The sequence below is a fragment of the Streptomyces sp. NPDC006687 genome, from assembly GCF_040636215.1.
Classification (GTDB): Bacteria; Actinomycetota; Actinomycetes; order Streptomycetales; family Streptomycetaceae; genus Streptomyces.
Genome location: NZ_JBEYJJ010000009.1, coordinates 113,094 through 127,785 on the forward strand (window position 1 = coordinate 113,094; position 14,692 = coordinate 127,785).

The 14,692-nt window shown below is 74.3% G+C and carries 16 protein-coding genes and 1 pseudogene; 8 read left to right on the forward strand and 9 right to left on the reverse strand.

Going from position 1 to position 14,692, the window contains the following annotated elements; genetic code table 11:
* Window positions 1-221: 221 nt before the first annotated feature.
* On the forward strand, window positions 222-677 hold the full coding sequence (locus ABZ716_RS14090; RefSeq protein WP_358810836.1) for an ATP-binding protein: 456 nt from the start codon (window positions 222-224) through the stop codon (window positions 675-677).
* A gap of 70 nt (window positions 678-747) precedes the next feature.
* Here the strand turns inward: ABZ716_RS14090 and ABZ716_RS14095 are convergent, their stop codons facing one another.
* Genes ABZ716_RS14095 through ABZ716_RS14105 form a run of 3 tightly spaced genes read right to left on the reverse strand, consistent with a single transcriptional unit; the run spans window position 748 to window position 1,405 of the window.
* Window positions 748-999, reverse strand: a complete 252-nt coding sequence (locus ABZ716_RS14095; RefSeq protein ID WP_358958925.1) for a hypothetical protein — start codon at window positions 997-999, stop codon at window positions 748-750.
* Window positions 1,000-1,003: 4 nt separating this feature from the next.
* Complete coding sequence (locus ABZ716_RS14100) at window positions 1,004-1,129, reverse strand: hypothetical protein (RefSeq protein WP_358810834.1); 126 nt, start codon at window positions 1,127-1,129, stop codon at window positions 1,004-1,006.
* Window positions 1,130-1,183: 54 nt separating this feature from the next.
* Entirely contained in the window at window positions 1,184-1,405 is a 222-nt protein-coding gene (locus ABZ716_RS14105; RefSeq protein ID WP_358810833.1) for a hypothetical protein, read from the reverse strand.
* 222 nt (window positions 1,406-1,627) lie between these two features.
* On the opposite strand from ABZ716_RS14105, the gene ABZ716_RS14110 reads away from it, so the two are divergent.
* The 4 genes from ABZ716_RS14110 to ABZ716_RS14125 are packed head-to-tail and all read left to right on the forward strand — an operon-like array spanning window position 1,628 to window position 6,275.
* Entirely contained in the window at window positions 1,628-3,133 is a 1,506-nt protein-coding gene (locus tag ABZ716_RS14110; protein WP_358958927.1) for an MFS transporter, read from the forward strand.
* A 46-nt stretch (window positions 3,134-3,179) separates the two neighbouring features.
* Window positions 3,180-4,211 (forward strand): SDR family NAD(P)-dependent oxidoreductase, encoded by a 1,032-nt coding sequence (locus ABZ716_RS14115; protein WP_358958930.1) that lies wholly within the window; start codon window positions 3,180-3,182, stop codon window positions 4,209-4,211.
* A 17-nt stretch (window positions 4,212-4,228) separates the two neighbouring features.
* Window positions 4,229-4,693 (forward strand): SRPBCC family protein, encoded by a 465-nt coding sequence (locus ABZ716_RS14120; protein ID WP_358810830.1) that lies wholly within the window; start codon window positions 4,229-4,231, stop codon window positions 4,691-4,693.
* A complete protein-coding gene (locus tag ABZ716_RS14125) occupies window positions 4,680-6,275 on the forward strand; it encodes an NAD(P)/FAD-dependent oxidoreductase (RefSeq protein ID WP_358958932.1) in 1,596 nt (531 codons plus the stop codon). The genes ABZ716_RS14120 and ABZ716_RS14125 overlap by 14 nt, the downstream gene beginning before the upstream one ends.
* Before the next feature lie 22 nt (window positions 6,276-6,297).
* Here ABZ716_RS14125 and ABZ716_RS14130 read toward each other — a convergent pair whose 3' ends face one another.
* The 4 genes from ABZ716_RS14130 to ABZ716_RS14145 all read right to left on the reverse strand — a co-directional run bounded on the left by ABZ716_RS14130 (window position 6,298) and on the right by ABZ716_RS14145 (window position 10,904).
* Window positions 6,298-7,410: a glutamate--cysteine ligase gene (locus ABZ716_RS14130; protein ID WP_358810828.1), complete on the reverse strand. Its 1,113-nt coding sequence runs from the start codon at window positions 7,408-7,410 to the stop codon at window positions 6,298-6,300.
* Window positions 7,411-7,575: 165 nt separating this feature from the next.
* Window positions 7,576-9,924 (reverse strand): Orn/Lys/Arg decarboxylase N-terminal domain-containing protein, encoded by a 2,349-nt coding sequence (locus tag ABZ716_RS14135; protein ID WP_358958934.1) that lies wholly within the window; start codon window positions 9,922-9,924, stop codon window positions 7,576-7,578.
* A gap of 153 nt (window positions 9,925-10,077) precedes the next feature.
* Complete coding sequence (locus tag ABZ716_RS14140; protein WP_358958937.1) at window positions 10,078-10,506, reverse strand: VOC family protein; 429 nt, start codon at window positions 10,504-10,506, stop codon at window positions 10,078-10,080.
* Window positions 10,503-10,904: an SgcJ/EcaC family oxidoreductase gene (locus ABZ716_RS14145; protein WP_358810825.1), complete on the reverse strand. Its 402-nt coding sequence runs from the start codon at window positions 10,902-10,904 to the stop codon at window positions 10,503-10,505. Before ABZ716_RS14145 ends, ABZ716_RS14140 begins: the two co-directional genes overlap by 4 nt.
* Window positions 10,905-10,981: 77 nt before the next feature.
* Between ABZ716_RS14145 and ABZ716_RS14150 the strand changes: the two genes are divergently transcribed.
* Complete coding sequence (locus ABZ716_RS14150; RefSeq protein WP_358958939.1) at window positions 10,982-11,197, forward strand: hypothetical protein; 216 nt, start codon at window positions 10,982-10,984, stop codon at window positions 11,195-11,197.
* A gap of 20 nt (window positions 11,198-11,217) precedes the next feature.
* On the opposite strand, the gene ABZ716_RS14155 is transcribed toward ABZ716_RS14150, so the two are convergent.
* Both ABZ716_RS14155 and ABZ716_RS14160 read right to left on the reverse strand, forming a co-directional pair.
* The gene (locus tag ABZ716_RS14155) at window positions 11,218-12,399 is read right to left on the reverse strand and encodes a zinc-dependent alcohol dehydrogenase (RefSeq protein ID WP_358958941.1); all 1,182 of its coding nucleotides are present in this window, start codon (window positions 12,397-12,399) and stop codon (window positions 11,218-11,220) included.
* 156 nt (window positions 12,400-12,555) lie between these two features.
* Entirely contained in the window at window positions 12,556-13,191 is a 636-nt protein-coding gene (locus tag ABZ716_RS14160) for a hypothetical protein (protein WP_358958943.1), read from the reverse strand.
* Window positions 13,192-13,519: 328 nt separating this feature from the next.
* Between ABZ716_RS14160 and ABZ716_RS14165 the strand changes: the two are divergent.
* Both ABZ716_RS14165 and ABZ716_RS14170 read left to right on the forward strand, forming a co-directional pair.
* Window positions 13,520-14,242 (forward strand): annotated as a pseudogene (locus ABZ716_RS14165) (VanW family protein); the annotation flags it as partial.
* 122 nt (window positions 14,243-14,364) lie between these two features.
* Entirely contained in the window at window positions 14,365-14,673 is a 309-nt protein-coding gene (locus ABZ716_RS14170) for a hypothetical protein (RefSeq protein WP_358810821.1), read from the forward strand.
* The last annotated feature ends 19 nt before the right edge of the window (window positions 14,674-14,692 follow it).

Below are 14,692 nucleotides of genomic sequence, written 5' to 3' on the forward strand. Positions count from 1 at the left end.
GCCGTGCCCGTGAGGGCATCGGCTCGCCGGCCTGGCCGCGGAGTGACAGCGCGGCCCCGTACACTGTCCGGCACTCGAAGCGCCCCGAAACCGGCCTGCCGGGTGTCCCCGGCCGGACCGGGGGCATGTTCGTACGGTCCGGAGAGAGACGGATGACAGCCGGGACCCTTGCGGTCGCCACGAGACGAGAGCCATGCAACGGTGAGGGTGAGGCCACAGTGATGAGCAGCGGATCGCCGACCGGCCATCCTCCGCAGCCGGCGGCGGCGCGTCAGCGCCGCCAGCTGGGCCTGGCCGGTGCCCGGGGTCAGGTCGCCAAGGGCCGCGATTTCACGCGCCGGGCGCTGGCCGACTGGGGGTGGGACGCGACCGAGACCGCGGACGACGCCCTGCTCGTCGTCTCGGAACTGGTGACCAACGCCAACCTGCACGCGGGCGGCTGCCTCCAGCTCGTCCTGACCAGCGGCGACGTCCTGCGGATCGAGGTGTTCGACGGTTCCACGGCCCTGCCGCGCCGCGACCCCTCGCCTCGGCGGGGCATCCCGGGCGGTCATGGGCTCAACATCATCGACCGGCTGTGCGACCGCTGGGGCTCCGAGGCGGACGGGCACGGCAAGGTGGTGTGGGCGGAGATCGACTCGTCCCGCCTGATCGCGGGCACGGCCACCGGCCACTGAGCCGGCCTCGGGCGGCTCCGACGCCGGGCCGGCCCGGCGTCGTTCAGGAGCGCAGGCAGGGAGCGGTGGTTCAGGGGCGCGGGTCCAGGGAACGGTGGCGGCCGGCGGGCGGGCGGAGCCTGGCCCCTACGGGGACCGGAGCGCCTCGGCGGCGGGCCCGTCGGCGGCCCCGGCCCGGGGACCGGTGCCGGTCGTCCGCCCGCTGCGGCTCCGGGGCCGGCCGGCTCCCGCCCGCGGGGCCCAGCATGTACTCCTCGTAGCGGGCGAGTCCGATGAGGGCGCCCATCAGCAGGGGCGGTACGAGCAGCGCCAGGAAGAACACGGGGCTACCGCCTGTCCCGCGTCAGCGTGGTCACCAGGACGAGCAGGGCGAAGGCGATCACCAGCAGGTGCAGCCAGGCCGGGGCGGACTGAACGGCCCAGGCGGACACGTCGGTCGTATGCGCAGTCATGTGGACGCGCTTGCCCCCGAACGGCAAGCTGACACGCCGTCGGTGGGGACGGGGTCACCACTCGGGATGCACCTCGTGGCTGTCGTAGCGCACGCCAGCCTCCGTCACCCAGGGGCGGAAGCGCCCCGGGCCGCCGGGCTCGGCGGCGTAGCGGACCGCTTCGCCGGTCTCGTCCGTGACGACGACCGCCCCGGCCTTCTGGGCGCTGCGCAGGGCATGGGTCCAGTGCCGGCCGCGGTGGCCGCTGCGGTAGTCGGGGATCTTGCACTGTGACATCGCTCTCGCCGCCCTCCTGGCCGGGCCCCGCGACCACGGGCGCACGGCTCGGTGCCGGGACAGACCGTCCTACCCGGAATACGCCTGTTCGAACGTCCTGACGGGGCCGGTCCGCCAGCCGGATGACCTGGGGATTGACGGAGGGCGGACGGGGCACACGCGCGGTCGCGGCGTCGTGACGGTGGGGTCACGGCGGGCCGTACGAACTGCGGGGAGGTTGCCATGACGGCGCATCCGGTGGGCACGCTACGAGGGACCGGATCCGTCCGGAGCACCGTGCCGCAGCGGCTGGACCGGCTGCCCTGGAGCGGTTTCCACTGGCGGGTGGTGATCGCGCTGGGCATCACCTGGGTGCTGGACGGGATCGAGATCACCATCGCCGGCTCGATCGCCGACCGGCTGCGGGACCAGCACACGCTGGGCCTGACCTCGTCCCAGGTGGGGATGACCGCCAGCATCTACCTGCTCGGCGAAGTGGTCGGCGCCCTGGTCTTCGGCCGGCTGGCCGACCGGCTGGGACGCCGCAAGCTGTTCATCGTCACCCTCGGCGTCTACCTGCTGGGCAACGCGCTCACCGCCGTGGCACCGGGGTTCGCCTTCTTCGCCGTCACCCGCTTCATCGCCGGAACCGGGATCGGCGGTGAGTACGCGGCGCTGAACTCGGCCATCGACGAGCTGATCCCCAGCCGCCACCGCGGCCACGCCGACCTCGCCGTCAACTCCACGTACTGGCTGGGCGCGATGATCGGGGCGGCCTCGAACCTGCTCTTCCTCAACCCGCACCTGTTCGGCCTCGACATCGGCTGGCGCCTCGGCCTGCTCGTCGGGCCCGCGATCGGCGCGGCCATCTGGGGGCTGCGGCGCAACCTTCCGGAGAGCCCCCGCTGGCTGCTCACGCACGGCAGGCCCGAGGAGGCCGAACGGATCGTCACCGAGATCGAGGAGAAGGTGGAACGCGGCGGCGCCCGGCTGGAGCCGGTGCCGGAGAGCCGGGCGATGGAGTACCGGCGGCGTCCGCCCGTCGGCTACCGGGAGCTCGCCCGGATCCTGTTCCGCGACTACCGCAAGCGCTCGGTCCTCGGGTTCATGCTCATGGTGACGCAGTCGTTCCTCTTCAACGCGATCTTCTTCACCTACTCGCTGATCCTCGCCGAGTTCTACGACATCCGCGACGGGGCGGTCGCCTACTTCATCTTCCCCTTCGCCGTGGGCAACCTGGTGGGCCCGCTGGTGCTCGGCCGGTACTTCGACTCCCTGGGCCGGCGCCGGATGATCGGGACGACCTACTGCGTCTCCGGGGTGCTGCTGCTGGTCACCGGCTGGCTGTTCGCCGAAGGGCTGCTGAGCGCCGTCACGCAGACGCTGCTGTGGTGTGTGATCTTCTTCATCGCCTCGGCCGCCGCCTCCTCGGCGTACCTGACGGTGAGCGAGGTCTTCCCGGTGGAGATGCGGGCGCAGGCCATCTCGTTCTTCTTCGCCCTCTCCATGCTCTTCGGCGGTGTCGTCGCCCCCTGGCTGTTCGCCACCCTCATCGGCGGCGGCTCCGACCCCTGGCGGGTGTTCGCCGGGTACGCCGTCGGCGGCGTGCTCATGGTCCTGGGCGGGCTGACCGCCTTCCGCTGGGGGGTCGACGCCGAGCGGCGGTCCCTGGAGGAGGTCGCCGTCCCGCTGTCCGCGAACGGCCTGACGGAGCAGGGTCCCCCGGCGGCCGGCCCGGCCCGAGCCTGAGGACGCCGGGGGGCATGAACGGGCCGGAAGCGGTCAGAGGCAGGGGATGAAGACGCGCGGCATGGTCGTCGTGATCACCGGAGCCTCCAGCGGGATCGGCCGGGCCACCGCCGTGGCCTGCGCCCGGCGCGGGGCTCGCGTGGTACTGGCGGCCCGCAGCGGGCTCCCGCTGGAGGCCGTGGCCGCGCAGTGCCGGCGGCGTGGCGGTCAGGCCCTGGTCCAGCGGGTGGACGTCACCGACGAGCAGGCGGTGCGGGCGCTGGCGCAGGCGGCCGTCGCCCGCTTCGGGCGCATCGACGTCTGGGTCAACGGGGCGGGCGTGGGGATCCTGGGGCGGTTCGACCAGGTACCCGTACGCGACCTCCGGCGGCTGCTCGACGTCAACCTGCTCGGCGCCGTCAACGGGGCCCGGGCCGCCCTCGCGGTCATGCGGCGGCAGGGGCACGGGGTGCTCATCGACATCGGCTCGCTGCTCGGCGGCCGGATCACCGCCCCCTATATGGCCGGCTACGTCATGTCCAAGGCCGCGCTGGCCGCCTTCGACGAGGTGCTGCGGGAGGAGCTCGCCCTGCTGGGCGAGCGGGGGATCAAGGTCTGCACGGTGCTGCCCGCCGGGGTGGACACGCCGTTCTTCCGGAACGCGGCCGACCACAGCGGCCGCGGGCTGCGTTCCCTGCCCCCGGTGGCGACGCCCGAGCGGGTCGCACGGGCCGTCGTACGCACCGCGCGCCGGCCCCGGGAGCGGGTCCTGGTGGGCCCGTACGCCCGGCTGCTCACCGGTGCGCGGATCCTGGCGCCCCGGCCGGTGCGACGGGCGGTGGCGTGGCGGACGGACCGGGCGTACCTCGGCCCCGGCGGCGGGACGCCGGACACCTCCGGGACGCTCTACGCCCCCTCCGGCCAGGGGGCCGCCGTGCACGGGGGGCGGCACGGCGGACCTCGGACGGCGGCCCGCCGGGCGGCGGCGGCCGCGTCGCTCCTGGCCGTGCTGCGCGCCGTCCTCCCCCGGCGCTCCCACACCCCCCGCGGGCCGGCGTGGAGCGCGGGCGGCGGGGGTAGACGCGGGCGGAACCGCTGACGACGAGGGAGGCAGCCATGGCGTTGCAGCACCGGCTGGTCCGGGCGACCCCGGAGCGGGTGTGGGAGGTCCTGGAGGACGGCGACCGGTACGCGAAGTGGGTGGTCGGCGCACATCGGTCGCAGGAGGCCGACGGCCGCTGGCCGGAGGAGGGCTCCAAGCTGAACTACCAGGTCAAGCTGGGCCCGCTCGTGTACCGGGGCGAGACGGTCGTCCGCGTGAACGAGGCGCCGGACCGGCTGGAACTGGAGGCCGTCGCCGGCCGCGCCAGCGCGCGGATCGCCTTCGAGGTACGGCCCTGGGGCGAGGACACCCTGGTCGTCGTGGACGAGCACCCGCTGCGCGGCCGGGGCTGGTCCTTCCACCACGCGGCCGTCGACGCCGTGGCGCAGGTACGCCACCGGCTGCTGCTGGCGCGCCTGGCGCGCCAGTGCGAGGACGGTGACCACGGCCGTGACGGTGACGGCCGTGGCCGGTCCTGACGCGGTCGTCATCGGCGCCGGCCCCAACGGCCTGGTCGCCGCGAACCTGCTGGCCGACGCCGGATGGCAGGTCGTCGTACTGGAGGCCGGGCCGTCCCCCGGCGGGGCCGTACGCAGCGATGAGGGCCTGGCATCGGGCTTCGTCCACGACATGTTCAGCGCGTTCTACCCGCTGGCGGCGGCCTCACCGGTGATCAGGGGCCTGCGGCTGGAGGAGCACGGGCTGCGCTGGAGCCGCGCCCCGGCCGTCCTCGCCCATCCGCTGACGGACGGCCGCTGCGCCGTCCTGGGCTCGGGCCCGCAGGAGACGGCCCAGTCCCTGGAGCGGTTCGCGCCCGGGGACGGGGACGCCTGGCTGCGGCTGTACGGGCTGTGGCGGCGGATCGGCGCGGACCTGACGGACTGTCTGTTCACCCCGTTCCCGCCGGTCCGTGCGGGCGGGAGGCTGGCGCTGCGGCTGGGGTACGCCGAGGCGGTGCGGGTGGCGCGCAGGATGCTCCTGCCGGCGCGGCGGTTCGGCGAGGAGGAGTTCGCGGGCGCCGGCGGCCGGCTGCTGATCGCGGGCAACGCCCTGCACGCCGACCTGACGCCCGAGTCCGCCCTCGGCGGCGGCTTCGGCTGGCTGATGTGCATGCTCGGGCAGGCCCACGGCTTCCCCGTGCCCCGGGGCGGCGCGCAGACGCTGACCGACGCCCTCGTACGGCGGCTCCAGGCCCACGGCGGGGTGGTGCGCTGCGGTCAGGCCGCCGCCGAGGTGCTGGTGCGCCGGGGGCGGGCGGTGGGGGTCCGTACGGCCGACGGTACCGAGGTCGCGGCGCGGCGGGCCGTACTGGCGGCCGTGCCGGCGCCGCTGCTGTACGGGCGGTTGCTGCGCCCCGAGCACCTGCCCGGCCGGCTGCGCGAGGACCTGCGGCGCTTCCAGTGGGACTTCTCCACCGTGAAGGTCGACTGGGCCCTGTCCCGGCCGGTGCCCTGGGCCGCCGAGGGGCCGGCCGGCGCCGGGACGGTGCACCTCGCCGAGGGGGTGGACGAGCTGACGCTCTTCGCCGCCCAGATCGCCATGCGCCAGGTCCCCGCCGTCCCGTTCGTGATCCTCGGGCAGATGACCACAGCGGACGCGAGCCGCTCCCCCACGGGCACCGAATCCGCCTGGGCGTACACGCACGTCCCCCAGCACATCACCGGCGACGCGGGCGGCGCCGGGATCACGGGCCGGTGGGACGAGCGGGAGAAGGAGGCGATCGCCGACCGGATCGAGGCGCAGATCGAGCGGTACGCCCCCGGGTTCGCCGGTACGGTCCGCGCCCGCCGGGTGCTGGCCCCGCCCGACCTCGAACGCCTCAATCCGGCCCTGGTCGGCGGGGCCGTCAACCAGGGCACGACCAGCCTGCACCAGCAGCTGTTCTTCCGGCCCACTCCGGGCACCGGCCGGCCGGCCACGCCGGTGGCCGGCCTCTACCTCGCCTCCGCCACGGCGCATCCGGGCGGCGGGGTCCACGGGGCGCCCGGGGCCAACGCCGCCCGCATCGCCCTGCGTACGTTCCGGCTGCCGGGCCGCCCGCGCCTGCGCCGGACGGACTGACCGGACCCCCGGCGGCGGTGCGTCAGTCCCGGAGGCCGGTGGTCAGGCGGGCGCATTCGGCCACCACCGCGCGCAGGTCGCCGGTGGTGTGCAGGATGCGCCGCTGGATGCGGGCGCCGTTGCCCCGTTCGAGGTGACGGGTGAGGCCCGCGCGGACGAGGTCGAGGTCGCCGTAGTCCTCGAGGGCCTCCCGTACGTGCTCCAGCAGTACGTCCAGGACCTCCGGCGCCGGGGCGGGGCTCATGCTGCGCGGGTCCAGGAGGGGGCCGTCCAGGCCCGACTTGGCCGCCTGCCAGGCGGCCAGGCGCAGCAGGCCGAGACCGATGCGGGCCGGCGGCCGGCCGGCGCGCCAGTCGCGGGCGGCGGTCTCCACCAGGGCGCGGGTGAGGGCGGCGAGCAGGACGGGGGTGTCCGGTTCGAGGCAGACGTCGGCGACGCGGATCTCGACCGTCGGGTAGCTGGCGGAGAGCCGGGCGTCGAAGTAGATCATGCCGTGGTCGCGCAGGACGCCGGTGGCGAGCATGTCGCCCACCTGCTGGTGGTAGCGCTCGGCGCTGCCGAAGACCTCGGTGGGGCCGGCGGAGGGCAGCCGGTTCCACACGCGGCTGCGGTAGCTGGCGTACGCGCTGTCCTGGCCCTGCCAGAACGGCGAGTTGGCGCTGAGGGCGGTCAGGACCGGCAGCCAGGGACGGACCCGGTCCAGGACGGCGACGCCCTCCTCGTCCGAGTCGACGGAGACGTGGACGTGGCAGCCGCAGGTGAGCTGCTCCTGGGCGGTCAGCCCGAACTGGCTGGTCACCCAGTGGTAGCGCTCGCCCGGCATCGTCGACGGCCGGACGGGCAGCGGGGAGGTGGCCAGCGCGGCGATGGCGCCGCCCGCGTCGGCGGCGTGCCGTGCCGCCTCGCCGCGCCAGCGGACGATCTCCTCGGCGAGCTCCCCCATCCGCAGGACGGGACGGGTGGAGAACTCCAACTGCTCGCACTTGAGCTCGGACTCCAGGGCGCCCCCGGCCTCGCCGTTCTCCGTGCTGCCCTCACGGGAGGCGGCCGACATCACCGCGGCCGAGAGTGCGAGCGGCTCCCCCGTGCCGGGATCGACCAGCAGCAGCTCCTCCTCCACGCCTACGCTGCGCATGCCCGTCACGTTCCTTTCTTCGCCGTCCTACCTGCGGTGCGCGCCCGTGGCGGGCGGACCGCGGCCGGGCTGGTGCGCCCCGCGCGTCTCACGTGCCCCGGCAACGACGGTTGTATCCCGCGGGCGCCGGATTCCACGTGCCGGACGCGGCCCGACGCCGGACGGTCACCCCGCCGGCGCGCGGAGGCATTCGATGAGGTAGTCGCCCGTCTCCGGGTCGACGGTGACCCCGTGGGCCTCGCTGCCGAAGCCGGGGAAGGCGCGGTCGAACGCCTCCAGGGCGCCGAGGTAGCGCAGCAGCGGGCCGTCCGGGGCGCCCAGGGACTCGCCGGGCATCAGGACCGGGATGCCGGGCGGGGTGACGGCCACCATGGCGGCCGCGACCCGGTGGGCGGCGTCGGCGAGCCGCAGGCGTTCGGTGCCGCCGCGGATGAGCCGCTGGTAGCAGTGGCGGGGCGGGTGGACGGGTTCGGGAAGGTCCTGGAAGGCTTCGTCGAGGGCCTCGATGAAGGCGCCCTCGGTGAGGTGGGCGTGCATCCGGGCGCACAGGTCGCGCAGGGTGGTGTCGCGGTAGCGGCCGGGGTGCCGCGCGGTGAGGGCCGGCAGGACCCGGTCGAGCGGGGCGTCGGTGTCGTAGAGGGCCTTGAAGTCCATCAGGGCGTCCATGAGGGTGCCCCACTTGCCCTTGGTGATGCCCATGGAGAACAGGATGAGCGTGCTGTAGCTGTCGGTCTTCTCGACCACGATGCCCCGGGTGGCGAGGTACTCGGTGAGGATCCGGGCGGGGATGCCCCACGGCCGGGTCTGACCGGTGGCGGTCACACCGGGGCAGGTGAGGGTGACCTTGACGGGGTCCAGGAGGGCGTAGCCGTCGGTCAGGTCCGGGAACCCGTGCCAGGCGGCGCCGGGTTCGAGCTGCCAGCAGGCGGGCTCGGCGGCCAGCAGGGCGGTGGGTGCGTCGGCGAAGGCGAGGCGGGTGCCGGTGGCGGGGTCGGTGACCTCGTCGGGCTGCCAGACGCCGAAGAACCAGTCGGGCCGGTCGCCGGCGGCGGCGATCCGGCGGCCGGTGCGGACGACGGCCTGCCGGAACCGGACCGCCTCGGTGACGGCCTCGTCGATCAGCCACCGGCCCTGCGGACCGTCCATCATGGCCGTCGCCACGTCGAGGGAGGCGATGGCGGGGTAGAAGGCGGAGGTGGTGCCGTGCATCATGAACGCCTCGTTGAACCGGTCGTGTTCGACGGGCGCGCGGGGCGCGGGCCGGACGTGGACCATGGCGCACTGGGAGAGCGCGGCGAGCAGCTTGTGCGTGGAGTGCGTGGCGAACACCGTCGGCCGGCCGGCGCCCTCGAAGGTCTCCGGGCCCACCGCCATCCCGTACCGGCCCTGGTACAGGGGGTGGAAGCGGGCGTAGGCGAACCACGCCTCGTCGAAGTGCAGCCGGGGTGTGCTCGGCGCGAGGGCCCGGGCGGCGGCGACGGTGTCGTAACACAGGCCGTCGTAGGTGGAGTTGGTGAGGACGGCGTACTGGGCGTCCGCCGAGACGGCCCCGGCGGCGAGGGGGTTGGCGGCGATCCGGGCGGCGACCGCGTCCGGGGCGGTGGCGGTGGGCGGCACCGGTCCGGCCAGGCCGTACCCGTTGCGGGTGGGTACGAGGTAGACCGGGCGGGCACCGGAGACGACCAGGCTGTGCAGCACGGACTTGTGGCAGTTGCGGTCGACGAGTGCGATCTCGTCGGAGGTGACGCTGAAGTGGCCCACCATACGGTTGCAGGTGGAGTCCCCGTGCAGGACGAAGTAGGTGCGCTCGGCGCCGAAGACGCGGGCGGCGTTGCGTTCGGCCTCGCCGATGGGCCCGGTGTGCTCGTAGAGGGATCCGAGTTCGCCCACCGAGATGGACAGGTCGGTGCGGAACAGCCGCTCACCGTAGTAGTCGAAGAAGGCGCGGCCCGCCGGGGACTTCAGGAACGCGACGCCGCCGGAGTGGGCCGGGGTGTGCCAGGAGTACTCGTGGGCGTCGTCGAAGCGGCGCAGGGCGCGGAAGAACGGCGGGAGGAGTTCCTTCGTGTAGGTGCGGGCGGCGGCCGCGACCCGGCCGGCGATGAAGGCGGGGGTGTCCTCCAGCGGCCAGATGTAGCCGACGACGGTCTCCGAGACCCACAGCGGCAGGTGCTCCAGGTCGTGGTCGGAGCTGTCGGTCATCAGGAGGAAGACGGGGAGGTCCTTGAAGCGGTGCCGGATCCGGTCCAGGACCTCGGCCCCTCCGGTGGGCAGCTCCACGGCTCCCGGGGACGTGCCGTCGGTGCGGGCGCGAGGCAGGTCCCAGGCCACCACCGCGGCGGCGATCCCCGCCTCGGTCTGGAGCATCGCCCGGGCGTCCCGGGCGTCGGCCGCCCGGCGCAGCTCCAGTCCGCGCTCCTGGAGTTCCTTGCCGATGCGGCGCAGTTGTTCGGCGCTCACCCCGCCGCCGAGGGGGTCTTCGCGCAGTGCCAGCAGGACCGTGCCGTTCGCCATGGTTGCGTCGCCTTCTCTACCCGGTGGAGCCCCGGCCGGCCGGGGCTCGGCGGGGCCAGTCTGGGGCCGGGGGCGGCGCCGGGGGGCGATCTTGGCGGCGGTTCACCCACGGGTGGGCGCGGCGCGCCCGGCCCTTGACCGGGCGGTACCGGATCAGGCGGGTGCACCGGGCGCCGGTTCACCGGAGGCGACGAGTTCCACCTCGAAGCCGTCCGTGTTCTCCAGGTAGGCGGCGTAGGTCCGCCGGCCGCCCGCGTGCGGGTGGCGGTCGGGGAACATCAGGGTCCAGCCGTGCCGCACCGCTCGGCGGGCCAGGTCGTCCACGGTGGGGCGGTCCGCGACGTGGAAGGCCAGATGGTTCAGCCCGGGCCGGCACCGGTCGTGTTCCCCGGCGGTGAGGGCGGGGGACCGCTCGAAGACCAGGTACGTGTCGCCGAGCCGCCAGCTCCGGCCGTCGCCCCAGCTCTGGAACGGTGTGTAGCCCAGCGCTTCCAGCAGCCAGCCGAAGGATCCGGCGGCCCGCTCCAGGTCGGGCACCCAGATCTCGACGTGGTGCAGCGCCCCGCCCACCGGCCCGCTCACCCGGCCACCGCCGTGTTCTGGCAGGCCGTCAGCAGCCAGCGGCCGTCGGCCTGCTTCGAGAGCACGTACAGGGGAGCGCCCTCGCTCTCCTGCCCCGGGGACAGGTACCGCTGACGGACCTTGACCGCGGCGACGTCGGGGCGGATGAAGAGCACGTGCTCCACCGTGTAGGTGACCTTGCCGTCCCAGCTCGCGGCGGGCAGGACGGCGCGGGTGAACTCCGCGATGGCGTCGAGGCCGATGAGGACGTGGCCGTGGGCCGTGGTCCAGATCGCGTCGGGGTGGAAGAGGGCGAGGAACTCCTCGGGGTCCTTGTTCTGCTGGGAGCGCTCGACGGTGGCGACGAGCCGGCCGATCGCTTCGGTGTCCGCCGCGCGGGAGGGGGATTGCGTGGTCATGGGGAGCAGCCTCACACCTCAAGCGCGGTGGAGGTCAAGGGGGTAACCGACGGGGCGGCCCGCGCGTTGGGCACCGTGTGACACTTGACGATCTCTACACCGACATCGTGGCCGAGGAGTTCGACGCGGACGCCGACTCCGGGCCCGAGCGGCTGCCGATGCTCACCTACCGGGAGGCCGTGCTGGCCCTGGCCGTCCTCGGCGCCGTCGCCGACGGCGAGACGGGTGAGGAAGTGCGCACCACCGCCCGCGCCCTGGGCGCCCGGCTCGGTATGCGCCTGCCCGCCGGCTGAGCGGGCGAGAAGGGCGGGCCTCAGGGGGCGAAGAGCACCTTCACCGCTCCGTCCTGCTTCTTCTGGAACATCTCGTACGCCGCCGGGGCCTCGTCCAGGGGGAGCCGGTGGGTGGCGAAGTCGTCGACGCCCAGCGGGTCCCCGTCGGTGACCAGCGGCAGGAGGTCCGGGATCCAGCGCCGCACGTTGGCCTGTCCCATGCGCAGCTGGACCTGCTTGTCGAACAGGGTCAGCATCGGGAGCGGGTCGGCCATGCCTCCGTAGACCCCCGAGAGGGAGATGGTCCCGCCGCGGCGGACCAGTTCGATGGCCAGGTAGAGGGCCGACAGCCGGTCCACTCCGGCGCGCTTCATCAGGCGGGCCGCGAGGGCGTCCGGCAGCAGCCCGGTCAGCGTCTGGGCTCCGGCGGCCACGGGCGCGCCGTGCGCCTCCAGGCCCACGGCGTCGATGACCGCGTCCGGTCCCCGGCCGTCGGTGAGGTCCCGGACGGCGGCCACGACGTCCTCGTTCTTGCCGAGGGCGAGGGTGTGGACGCCGTGCCGGCGTGCGCGGTCCAGGCGTTCGGGGACGAGGTCGACGCCGATCACCGTCTCGATCCCGAGGTGGGCGGCCACGCGGGTGCACATGTCGCCGATGGGGCCCAGGCCCAGCACGGCGAGGCTGCCTCCCGGGGGGACGTCGGCGTACTGGACGGCCTGCCAGGCCGTGGGGAGCACGTCGGAGAGGTAGACGAAGCGGTCGTCCGGGGGTCCCTCGGGGACCTTGACGGGCAGGGTGTTGCCGAAGGGCACCCGCAGGTACTCGGCCTGTCCGCCGGGCACCTGCCCGTAGAGCTTGGTGTAGCCGAAGAGCGCGGCGCCCTTGTCGTGTTCGTGGACCTGGGTGGTCTCGCACTGCGAATGCAGGCCCCGGCCGCACATGTAGCAGGTGCCGCAGGACACGTTGAAGGGGACCACGACCCGGTCGCCGGGGCGGACGGCGGTGACCTCCGGTCCGGTCTCCTCGACGATGCCCATCGGCTCGTGGCCGAGGATGTCGCCCGCGTCGAGGAACGGTCCGAACACCTGGTAGAGGTGCAGGTCGGAACCGCACAAGCCGGTGGTCGTCACCTTGACGATCACGTCCGCGGGGTCCTTGATCACCGGGTCCGCGACGGTGTCCACGCGGACGTCGGCCTTGCCGTGCCAGGTCAGCGCCTTCATCGCCGCTCCTCCTCGCCTGCCGTGGCGGGGGTACCCGCCGCACCCGCCTCCACCTGGGCACCACCGGTTACCACCACAAAGGGGTTCATAGTGTTCATGCCCTGCCGTGTGCCCGGTCCGGGGGCCTTTACGCGGCCCCCCTCCGCGGGGGCGCCCTCAGCGGCGGCCCTGGGGGGCGTGGCCGTGCCCGGGCCGCCAGGGGGCCGAGCGGGCGTCGCGGAGCAGGCCGTCGAGGCGTTCGTACAGGTCGCGGGCGTGTTCGGGGGCGGGGACGAAGGCGATGACGGATCCGTCGGTGTGCTGGACGGTGACCACGCTGCCGCCGCCGGGGCCGGGCTGGTGCCACACTCCGGCGAGGGCCGTGGCGGGCACCCAGGCCGGCTCCGCCTCGGCGCCGCCGCTCAGGCCGCGCCGCAGCGCGCGCCGGTAGGCCGGGAACAGCATGGCGGGGAGGGTCGCCACGGCGGCCACGAGGAACAGGATGTCCAGGAGGACACCGCCCGCCCAGTTCACGAAGACGATGAGGAGTCCGTAGCAGAGGGCGACGAGGAACACCGCCACGCAGGCCGTGAGGGCCGCCTCCGGCGCTCCCGTCTTGCGGAGCACGGTGTAGAGGCCCGTCAGGGCGAGCAGCACCAGTGCGGTGACGCAGCCGGCTCCCTCGCCGAGCAGGGCGCCGGCGAGGGAGCCGGCGCGGCGGTCCGGTGTGACGGCGTAGCCGTAGCCCTGGTCGTGGAAGCGGACGGCGGACCGGCCGCCCGGCGTGGCGGTCACGCCCTTGATCGTGTACATGCGGTCACGCTAACGACCTGCGCGGGACGTACGGTAACCGGCGTGAGACGGGGCACATTTTTGTCCCTTTTGACCTAGATGGCTGGATCCTGGTCCGTGGTGTGTACCGGGACGTCCCCGGAGCACCGACGCCCCCATCCCCGCCCCCAGGAGAGACATGCGACGCGCACACCGCCTGACGGACCACCGGCGGATCGGCCTGCCCCTGATGGCAGGGGCCGCCGCGCTCAGCCTCGGCCTCAGCCTGCTGATCCCGGCCGCTCACGCCTCCGGCGCCGAACTGCCGGCGCCCTCGGGACAGGCGGTCGGCGGCGTGGTGGCGGGTCCGCAGGAGGTGTCCTCCTTCACCGTCCACTTCCCCGCCGCGCCCTACCGGACGACGAACATCGGGCGGGCCGTCCAGCTGATCAACGGGTCGGTGGTCGCCCCGGGCCAGACCTGGAGCTTCAACAGGACGGTCGGCGAGCGCACCAAGGAGAACGGTTTCGTCGACGGCATCATGATCAATGACGGCCGCTACGTGAAGTCCCCCGGCGGGGGCGTCTCCAGCGTGGCCACGGCCCTGTACAACGCCGTGTTCTTCTCCGGAGCCCCGTTCGTGGAGCACGGGGCCCACTCCTTCTACATCGAGCGCTACCCCGAGGGCCGCGAGGCCACCGTCGCCTGGGGCACCCTCGACCTGCGCTGGAAGAACGACACCGGCCACCCGCTGACCATCCGTGCCGAGTCCACCGACACCTCGGTGACCATCACCCTGCTCGGGACGAAGAAGTACGACGCGGTACGCGCCACCCTGGGCCCCCGCTCCCACCTCACCCTGCCCGCCAAGCGCACGGCCACTGGCCCGGACTGCGAGGCGCAGACCCCGCTCGAAGGCTTCGACGTGGCGGTGGACCGCGTCTTCGTCCAGCGGGGCCAGGAGGTCGGGCGGCAGACGTTCCGCACCCACTACACCCCGCGCGACGAGGTGGTCTGCACACCGGAGCCGACCCAGAGCCCGTCCCCCGCGGCGAGCCCCTCCACCCCCGCCCCGCAGCCCAGCGGCGGCTGACCGCCGCCCGGGCGATCATGGCGTGGGACGTGTCCCAGGTTGGCCGAAACGCGGACTCCCTCGCGGCCGCCGCCCTGACCTAGCCTGCGGTCCGGGCCAGGACCGGAACCGGGGGGACGCACGTGACGCGGGAGAGACAGGCCCACGGGCAGGGCAGAGCGGAACCGGACCTCGACGCGGTCCTGTGGGGCTGCTGCCGCGCCGGGGCGGGCTGGTTCTGGATGGCCCGCCGCACCGCCTGGGACGGCGCCGTAGGCCCTACGGCGCACGGGTGGCGCGCGACGCGGGAGGACGCGACGCGGGAGGGCGCCGCCGCGGCCCGTGACCTGGCGGCCGGCACCCGCGCCCAGGTGTTCCTGCGGCACCGGGCCGCCGAGTGCGCCCTGCGGGTCCTGCTGGAGGAGAGCGGGGCCACGGCCGCCCGCCGGTGACCCGCCCCGCCCCTCCCCC

Coding starts and splice junctions, on each gene's coding strand:
- ABZ716_RS14120 (WP_358810830.1), top strand. CDS start 4,229: ATGGCGTTGCAGCACCGGCTGGTCCGGGCGACCCCGGAGCGGGTGTGG.
- ABZ716_RS14105 (WP_358810833.1), bottom strand. CDS start 1,405: ATGTCACAGTGCAAGATCCCCGACTACCGCAGCGGCCACCGCGGCCGG.
- ABZ716_RS14090 (WP_358810836.1), top strand. CDS start 222: ATGAGCAGCGGATCGCCGACCGGCCATCCTCCGCAGCCGGCGGCGGCG.
- ABZ716_RS14155 (WP_358958941.1), bottom strand. CDS start 12,399: ATGAAGGCGCTGACCTGGCACGGCAAGGCCGACGTCCGCGTGGACACC.
- ABZ716_RS14130 (WP_358810828.1), bottom strand. CDS start 7,410: ATGCGCAGCGTAGGCGTGGAGGAGGAGCTGCTGCTGGTCGATCCCGGC.
- ABZ716_RS14160 (WP_358958943.1), bottom strand. CDS start 13,191: ATGTACACGATCAAGGGCGTGACCGCCACGCCGGGCGGCCGGTCCGCC.
- ABZ716_RS14100 (WP_358810834.1), bottom strand. CDS start 1,129: ATGACTGCGCATACGACCGACGTGTCCGCCTGGGCCGTTCAGTCCGCC.
- ABZ716_RS14110 (WP_358958927.1), top strand. CDS start 1,628: ATGACGGCGCATCCGGTGGGCACGCTACGAGGGACCGGATCCGTCCGG.
- ABZ716_RS14115 (WP_358958930.1), top strand. CDS start 3,180: ATGAAGACGCGCGGCATGGTCGTCGTGATCACCGGAGCCTCCAGCGGG.
- ABZ716_RS14145 (WP_358810825.1), bottom strand. CDS start 10,904: ATGACCACGCAATCCCCCTCCCGCGCGGCGGACACCGAAGCGATCGGC.
- ABZ716_RS14135 (WP_358958934.1), bottom strand. CDS start 9,924: ATGGCGAACGGCACGGTCCTGCTGGCACTGCGCGAAGACCCCCTCGGC.